This is a genomic window from Umezawaea sp. NPDC059074, assembly GCF_042738955.1.
Lineage (GTDB): Bacteria > Actinomycetota > Actinomycetes > Mycobacteriales > Pseudonocardiaceae > Umezawaea.
Map to the genome: position 1 here is coordinate 74454 of NZ_JBHYHC010000031.1, position 8279 is coordinate 82732.

An 8279-nucleotide genomic window follows, 5' to 3' on the forward strand; every position below is an offset into this window, starting at 1 on the left:
GACCCGACTTCCACACTCCTGAGCAGCAAAACAACCGAAGGGGAGAAGAGAAGACGTGCTCGACGTCAACTTCTTCGATGAGCTCCGCATCGGTCTCGCGTCCGCCGATGACATTCGCCAGTGGTCGTTCGGCGAGGTCAAGAAGCCCGAGACCATCAACTACCGCACGCTCAAGCCCGAGAAGGACGGCTTGTTCTGCGAGAAGATCTTCGGTCCCACGCGGGACTGGGAGTGCTACTGCGGCAAGTACAAGCGCGTGCGCTTCAAGGGCATCATCTGCGAGCGCTGCGGCGTCGAGGTCACTCGCGCCAAGGTGCGCCGCGAGCGGATGGGCCACATCGAACTGGCCGCTCCGGTCACGCACATCTGGTACTTCAAGGGCGTTCCCAGCCGGTTGGGCTACCTGCTCGACCTGGCCCCCAAGGACCTCGAGAAGATCATCTACTTCGCCGCCTACGTGATCGTGGGCGTCAACACCGAGCTGCGCCACAACGACCTGTCCACGTTGGACAGCGAGATGCAGGTCGAGCGCAAGCGCGTCGAGAACAAGCGCGACGCCGACGTGGAAGGCCGCGCGCAGAAGCTCGAGGCCGACCTCGCCGAGCTGGAGGCCGAGGGCGCCAAGTCCGACGTCCGCCGCAAGGTCAAGGAGGGCGGCGAACGTGAGATGCGCCAGCTCCGCGACCGCGCCCAGCGCGAGCTGGACCGGCTGGACGAGATCTGGTCCACGTTCACCAAGCTCGAGCGCGCCCAGCTGATCGCGGACGAGATGCTGTACCGCGAGCTGTACGACCGCTACGGCGACTACTTCACCGGCGCCATGGGCGCGGAGGCGATCCAGCGCCTGCTGGGCGACTACGACGTCGACGCCGAGGCCGACGTGCTGCGCGAGACGATCCGCAGCGGCAAGGGCCAGAAGAAGCTGCGTGCGCTCAAGCGGCTCAAGGTCGTGGCCGCCTTCCAGGCGACCCGCAACAACCCGCAGGGCATGGTCCTCGACTGCGTCCCGGTCATCCCGCCGGACCTGCGCCCGATGGTGCAGCTCGACGGTGGCCGCTTCGCCACGTCGGACCTGAACGACCTGTACCGCCGCGTGATCAACCGGAACAACCGCCTCAAGAGGCTGATCGACCTCGGCGCGCCCGAGATCATCGTCAACAACGAGAAGCGGATGCTCCAGGAGGCCGTCGACGCGCTGTTCGACAACGGCCGCCGTGGTCGCCCGGTGACCGGGCCGGGCAACCGCCCGCTCAAGTCGCTGTCCGACCTGCTGAAGGGCAAGCAGGGCCGGTTCCGCCAGAACCTGCTCGGCAAGCGCGTCGACTACTCCGGCCGTTCGGTCATCGTGGTCGGCCCGCAGCTCAAGCTGCACCAGTGCGGTCTGCCCAAGCAGATGGCGCTGGAGCTGTTCAAGCCGTTCGTGATGAAGCGGCTGGTCGACCTCAACCACGCGCAGAACATCAAGTCCGCCAAGCGGATGGTCGAGCGCGCGCGCCCGGCCGTGTGGGACGTGCTGGAAGAGGTCATCACCGAGCACCCCGTGCTGCTGAACCGCGCACCCACGCTGCACCGCCTGGGCATCCAGGCCTTCGAGCCCCAGCTGGTCGAGGGCAAGGCCATCCAGCTGCACCCGCTCGTGTGTGAAGCGTTCAACGCCGACTTCGACGGTGACCAGATGGCGGTCCACCTGCCGCTGTCCGCCGAGGCGCAGGCCGAGGCGCGCGTGCTGATGCTGTCGTCGAACAACATCCTGTCGCCCGCGTCCGGCAAGCCGTTGGCCATGCCGCGACTCGACATGGTGACCGGTCTCTACCACCTCACCCGGCACAAGGAAGGCGACCTCGGCGAAGGCCACGCCTACTCCTCCCCGGCCGAGGCGCTGATGGCGTTCGACCGCAAGGTCCTTGGCCTCCAGGCGATGGTGAAGATCCGCGTCACGGACAAGAACCCGCCGAAGAACGAGACGCCCGAGGACTGGGAGCCCGGTCAGCCGTGGCTGGCCAACACCACCCTCGGCCGTGTCCTCTTCAACGAGGTCCTGCCGCAGGACTACGCGTTCATCAACGAGGTCATGCCGAAGAAGCGGCAGGCCACGATCATCAACGACCTGGCCGAGCGGTACCCGATGGTCACCGTCGCCCGGACGCTGGACAAGCTGAAGGACGCCGGTTTCTACTGGGCCACCCGGTCCGGCGTCACCGTCGCCATCTCGGACGTCCTCGTGCCCGCTGCCAAGCAGGGCATCCTCGAGGAGCACGAGAAGCTCGCGGAAGCGGTCGAGAAGCGCTACCAGCGCGGTCAGCTCTCCTACGTGGAGCGCAACAACGAGCTGGTCAAGGTGTGGACCAAGGCGACGGAAGAGGTCGCCGAGGTCATGGAGGCCAACTTCCCGGACGACAACCCGATCCGCATGATCGTGAAGTCGGGCGCGGCGGGCAACATGACCCAGGTCCGGTCGCTGGCCGGTATGCGTGGTCTGGTGACGAACCCGAAGGGCGAGTACATCCCGCGCCCCATCAAGGCCTCGTTCCGCGAGGGCTTGTCGGTGCTCGAGTACTTCATCGCCACGCACGGCGCCCGCAAGGGTCTGGCCGACACCGCGCTGCGCACCGCCGACTCGGGTTACCTGACCCGTCGTCTGGTGGACGTGTCGCAGGACGTCATCATCCGCGAGGTCGACTGCGGCACCACCCGCGGCGTGACCCTGCCGGTCGGTGAGAAGGTCGGCGACAAGGTCGTCATGCACGAGTTCGCGCAGACGAGCGTGTACGCCCGCACCATCGCGGACGACCTGAACGACCACAACGGCAACCTGCTCCTCAACCGCGGCGACGACCTGGGCGACCCGGCCCTGGCGAAGCTGGTCGAGGCGGGCATCATCAAGGTGAAGGTCCGCTCGGTCCTGACCTGCGAGACGCCGGTCGGTGTGTGCGCGAGCTGCTACGGCCGCTCGATGGCGACGGGCCAGCTCGTCGACGTCGGCGAGGCCGTCGGCATCGTCGCCGCCCAGTCGATCGGTGAGCCCGGCACGCAGCTGACGATGCGCACGTTCCACCAGGGTGGTGTCGCCGGTGACGACATCACGACCGGTCTGCCCCGTGTGCAGGAGCTCTTCGAAGCTCGTGTGCCGAAGGGCAAGGCGCCCATCGCGGACGTCGACGGCCGTGTCCGCCTGGAGGACGGCGACCGCTTCTGGAAGATCACCCTCATCCCGGACGACGGGTCCGAGGAGATCATCTTCGAGAAGCTGTCCAAGCGTCAGCGCCTGGCCAACACGCCCACGGGCCCGCTCGCGGACGGCGACCACGTCACCGTCGGCCAGCAGCTGCTCGAAGGCACCCCCGACCCGCACGAGGTCCTGCGGGTCATGGGTCCGCGCGAAGCCCAGCTGCACCTCGTCGACGAGGTCCAGAAGGTGTACCGCGCACAGGGCGTGGCGATCCACGACAAGCACATCGAGGTGATCGTCCGGCAGATGCTCCGCCGGGTCACGATCATCGACTCGGGCGCCGCGGAGTTCCTCCCCGGCTCCCTGGTCGAGCGCGCCGACTTCGAAGCGGGCAACCGCAAGGTCGTCGCCGAAGGCGGCGAGCCCGCAGCCGGTCGCCCGGTCCTCATGGGCATCACGAAGGCGTCGCTCGCGACCGACTCGTGGCTGTCCGCGGCGTCCTTCCAGGAGACCACCAGGGTCCTGACCGACGCGGCCATCAACGGCCGCTCGGACAAGCTCATCGGTCTGAAGGAGAACGTCATCATCGGTAAGTTGATCCCGGCGGGTACGGGCATCAACAGGTACCGCAACATCCAGGTCCAGCCGACCGAGGAAGCGCGGGCCGCGGCCTACGCGATCCCCTCGTACGACGACGGGTACTACACCCCCGACGTGTTCGGTACCGGAACCGGTGCTGCTGTGCCGCTCGACGACTACGACTTCGGTCGGGACTACCGGTAGTTGGTAGTTGCTAGTCGGTAGACGCTAGTCACGGCGAAGGCCCCCAGGGACATGGTCCTTGGGGGCCTTCGTTTTTGGGTCTGATTCTGGTGAGCGTTGGGGAAGCCCTACCCACCCCGCTCGCGTAATTATTTCAACGCTTTTCACGCTTTGTCAAGGCTGGAAAGACGCCTTGACAAAGCGTGAAAAGCGCGAAGACGCTTCGGATCGGGGTGGCCAGGGAAGTGCGGCAGGGCCTTGGTCAGGTGGGTCCGCTGGTGCGTGCGATGCCCCGGTCAGCACGGCCCGCTTGAGGGGCGGTGCCCCAGCCGAGCGGTCTGCTCTCGTGATCTGCCGGCGTGCCGTCGGTCTGTGAAACTGGGGGTATGGATGTGCTCGTGGAGCAGGACGAGTTGCAGGCTGCCTCCAACGCCGTGGTTGACGCTCTGGGCCTCAACCAGTCGTTGGCCACCATTGGTGATCCCGTCCGAGTGGGTAGTTCCGCTCTGGGCCTTCTGGTCAAACGCGATGTCGACATCACTGTCGTCTGTGCCGAGTTGGGCAAGGCAGTGCATGAGGCTGTGGTCAGCATCGGGGCTGAGCTTGCTCGTCATCACCGTGTCGAGCGGGTGCTTTTCCGCAATGACACCGGGGACTGGAACACCGATGCCAACTACCCCGATGGCTTCTACCTGGGCGTCAACTACCGGTCTTCCGCTGGTGATGACTGGAACCTCGACATCTGGTTTGTCGACGAGCCCGAACGTCAGCCCGACCTGGCTCACGTCAAGGCTCTCCCCGCCCGCCTGACCCCGGAAACCCGTACCGCCATCCTTGAGATCAAGAAGGCCTATCTTGGTCGTCCCGAGTACGGGAAGTCGGTCAACGGGTACGAGATCTACCGGGCGGTCCTCGACCACGACGTGCGCACCGTTGAGGACTTCGAGCGCCTTAACGGCGTTAAGTAGTTCTTTAACGCCGATCAGCGAACCTGGCGAGCGCTGCTCGAATCCGGTCCGCGAATTCCGGGCTGCCCTTGTGGCCCGCGTCGGGTACGAGGAACAGTTCGGCGTCGGGCCAGCCCTGGGCCAGGCGCCACGCCGCCTCTGTCGGGCAGCTCATGTCCCTCGCGCCGTGTATGAGCACGCCGGGGATTCCGGCCAGTTTTCCGACGTCCCTGACGAGTGCGCCTTCCTCCAGCCAGGCTCCGTGGAGGCCGTAGTGGGCGCAGATGCGGACCATTGCGATCATCGCGTCGTCTGCGCGGTCGCTGAACATGGTCGGGTTGCCGTTGTCCTCCAACGACAGCACGGCGTCTTCCCACGCGCACCACGTGGCGGCCGCTTTCTCTCGCACCTCGGGGTCGGGGTCGGACACGGCTCGTAGGTAGCCCGCCAAGAGGTCCTCGTCGGGGACGCCTGCGCGGAACGCTGCCCACTCGGCTGGGAAGAAGCGGGCCGCGCCTCGGTACAGCCAGTCGGTTTCCGCGCGGGTTCCCGTGGTGACGGCTACCAGGACCAGTTCCGTCACGCGCTCCGGGAAGCGCTGGGCGTAGGCGAGTGCGAGCGTCGAGCCCCATGAGCCGCCGAAGACCAGCCAGCGGTCGATCCCGAGGTGGTCGCGCAGCTTCTCGATGTCCGCCACCAGGTGGTCGGTCGTGTTGACGCTGAGGTCCGTCGTCGGATTGCTCGCGTGCGGGGTGCTGCGGCCGCAGCCGCGCTGGTCGAACAGGACGATCCGGTACTTCTCCGGGTCGAAGCTGCGTTGGGTGCCCTTCGGGCTGCCGCCGCCCGGGCCGCCGTGCAGCACGACCGCGGGTTTGCCGTCGGGGTTGCCGAACGTCTTCCAGTACAGGGTGTTGCCGTCGCCGACGTCGAGGAAGCCGTCCTCGTAGGGCTCGATCACCGGGAATGCGCTCGTCATGGGTCGAACCTAGCGCCGTCGCGCCCTCGTGATGGCTCGGGCGCGGGCGACCAGGTCGTCGATCAGGTCGGCGTCCACGACGGGGGGCGCGCCGGTGTCGTCGTCGCAGCAGCGCGGCTTCGTGCGCTTGTCGCCGCTGCGCGGTCGGACGCCCGCCAGCTCGTACAGGGCGTCGTAGAGGTTGCGGCCGGGGTCGTCGTCGTGCGGGCCCACGAGGAGCACCCAGACGGTCTCCGGGGCCGGGAACGCCACGACCACGCGGTCCGCGCCGCGCAGGTGCTTCACGCAGAGGCGGGGGAGCGGTTCGGGTCCGGTGACGCGGTAGCCGAGCGCCGCGCACCCGCTGTGCGCGAGCTCGTCCAGGAACCGGTCGTAGGCCTGCCGAGCAGGGCCACGCAGGCCGGACGCCTGGGAGCTCGCCACCGGGGTTTCGACGACCTTGATCAGGAGCGGACCACACGTCCTTCGCCGCGGTGCATCTGCTCCAGGCTCGCGGCGAGGTCGGTGCGGTCGAGCAGGGCGAGGTCGCTCAGCCTGCGGTGCACCTCGTCCAACAACCCGCGGCTCTTGCCCGCCCGCCGCAGGTCGGCCACGAGGTGCAGCACCTCGTGCAACCGCTCGGCGTCGAGCAGCATCCGCGGTTCTTGACTGCTGATGGCCAGCACGCCCTCGCGCGCCCAGGCCTTCACGGTCTTCTCGGTCAGGTCGAGCAGCTCACCGGCCACGATCGGCCGGATCGGAGGGGCTTGGCGCAGCGCTTTCGCCACGACCCCCACGAGCTTGTGCCTGCGCGCGTCGTCCTCGGACAACGTCGACGCCACTTCCTCGATCGACTCGATCTGCTCGAACAAGTCGCGGATCTGCGCCGCCTCGGTCGCTACGGACATGACGACCTCCCCTCAGTCACTACCGAGTATCGACCACATTCTCGGTAGTCGCAACCGCCGTGTGGCGGCTCCCACAACGAGGAGCCGCCCCGCGACGGGTCAGGAGGAGTAGAACAGCCCGGCCAGCCCACCGTGCTTCCGGCGGTGACCGTGGTGCCCGTAGTGCACCTGCGGCGCACCCCAGGCGGGAGCCGGCTGCGCGTAGCCGGGCGGCGGGTAGGCGGCGGGCGGCGGCGCGACGGGCGGCGCGGCCATCTGCGTCTCCAGCCGCGTGATCGCCTCGAGCTCGCCGTAGTCGAGGAACACGCCGCGGCAGCCATCGCACTGGTCGATGTGCACCCCCATGCGGTCGTAGGTGCGCATGTTCGCGTGACACTTCGGACACTGCATCGTGTGGGCCTCCTGCTCGTACACGCCGCTTCGGCGATTAGTCCGATATTAGCCGCGAGCCATGTGTGGATGTGCCGAGACGATCCGATCGCACGCCTCCACGAGAGCCTCTTGGGCCTCGTCGAGCACCCGCTGGTCGCGCTGAGCAGCCACAAGAGCACGCGCCGCCATCTGGATCACCAAAGCCCGCGCGGGCACCTCCAACGCCCCCCACGGATCCCGCGCGTCCACAGCCACGCCGTCGGCCGCCAGGTAGGCGTCCAGGAACCGCCCCCACGTCTCCGGATCCAGCACTCCGGCCAGGTGCAACGCGGCAGGCCGCGCCAGATCCCACGCCGGATCACCGATCCCGAGGTCGTCGACATCGATCAACCGCCAGCCGGAGGCCTGCACCATCTGCCCGAGGTGCCAGTCGCCGTGGCAGAGGGTGAGGTGGGTGGGGGAGTCGACCGGGGGGAGGGTCGAGAAGGCCCGCAACACCGTGTCGGCCTGCCCGCCCAGGTTCGCCCGCCGCAGATCGGCCACGGCACGCGCCATGCGGAACGGGGCACCCGAGGGTGGCTGAGGTCCGGGGAAGTCCTGCGGGCCGAACCGGTGGAGGTCGGCGAGGAGCTTCCCGGCTTCTTCGAGGGGAGCGGTTTCCGGGTCGCGCTCGGGGACGGGGACACCGAGGGGCCAGGTGGTGATCACGCGGTCGTTGACGACGGTGGGGGAGTTGAGAGGGGGGAGGAGGAGTTCGCTGAGCCTCGGGTCGGCCGCCAGACGCATCCTCGCGGTGAGGGTGGGGAGGTCGGCGTCGGGTTCGTGGGCTTTGAGCACGATGTCGTTGACGCGGATCACGACGACGTCGCCACGCAGGGCCAGGACCACGGGTTCTTCGTCGCCAGGGAGGAGAGCGGCCATGCCGGTGACGAGGTCGGTGTTCACGTGTTCAAGTGAATCATCCGGGTGGGTCTTGGCCGCCGGTTCCAGCTCTGTTCACTCGGCGACTGCCCCTTCCAGCCCACCCACTTGGTGGCTACGGCTTCCAGCCGGGCCATCGGGCGGCTTCGACTTCCAGCGTGCTGTGTCCGATTTGATTTGGGGCCCCTAGATTTGCCCCTTGATCGGGCCAAAAGGCAGTGCCCCAAAGCCCTGCCCGATCTCCA

At 67.7% G+C, this 8279-nt stretch carries 7 protein-coding genes; 2 read left to right on the forward strand and 5 right to left on the reverse strand.

Going from position 1 to position 8279, the window contains the following annotated elements:
- Positions 1–55 precede the first annotated feature (55 nt).
- Complete coding sequence (locus ACFWW9_RS16780) at positions 56–3952, forward strand: DNA-directed RNA polymerase subunit beta' (RefSeq protein ID WP_390377748.1); 3897 nt, start codon at positions 56–58, stop codon at positions 3950–3952.
- A gap of 365 nt (positions 3953–4317) precedes the next feature.
- Positions 4318–4899: a hypothetical protein gene (locus tag ACFWW9_RS16785; RefSeq protein ID WP_390377751.1), complete on the forward strand. Its 582-nt coding sequence runs from the start codon at positions 4318–4320 to the stop codon at positions 4897–4899.
- A 4-nt stretch (positions 4900–4903) separates the two neighbouring features.
- Here ACFWW9_RS16785 and pip read toward each other — a convergent pair whose 3' ends face one another.
- The 5 genes from pip to ACFWW9_RS16810 all read right to left on the reverse strand — a co-directional run bounded on the left by pip (position 4904) and on the right by ACFWW9_RS16810 (position 8058).
- Positions 4904–5854: a prolyl aminopeptidase gene (pip, locus tag ACFWW9_RS16790; RefSeq protein WP_390377754.1), complete on the reverse strand. Its 951-nt coding sequence runs from the start codon at positions 5852–5854 to the stop codon at positions 4904–4906.
- Between the two features lie 9 nt (positions 5855–5863).
- Positions 5864–6277, reverse strand: coding sequence for a hypothetical protein (locus ACFWW9_RS16795; protein ID WP_390377757.1), 414 nt, complete (start codon positions 6275–6277; stop codon positions 5864–5866).
- A 20-nt stretch (positions 6278–6297) separates the two neighbouring features.
- Positions 6298–6741, reverse strand: coding sequence for a hypothetical protein (locus ACFWW9_RS16800; protein ID WP_390377761.1), 444 nt, complete (start codon positions 6739–6741; stop codon positions 6298–6300).
- 99 nt (positions 6742–6840) lie between these two features.
- Positions 6841–7131: a zf-TFIIB domain-containing protein gene (locus ACFWW9_RS16805; protein WP_390377764.1), complete on the reverse strand. Its 291-nt coding sequence runs from the start codon at positions 7129–7131 to the stop codon at positions 6841–6843.
- Positions 7132–7179: 48 nt separating this feature from the next.
- Complete coding sequence (locus tag ACFWW9_RS16810) at positions 7180–8058, reverse strand: aminoglycoside phosphotransferase family protein (protein WP_390377767.1); 879 nt, start codon at positions 8056–8058, stop codon at positions 7180–7182.
- Between the last annotated feature and the right edge of the window lie 221 nt (positions 8059–8279).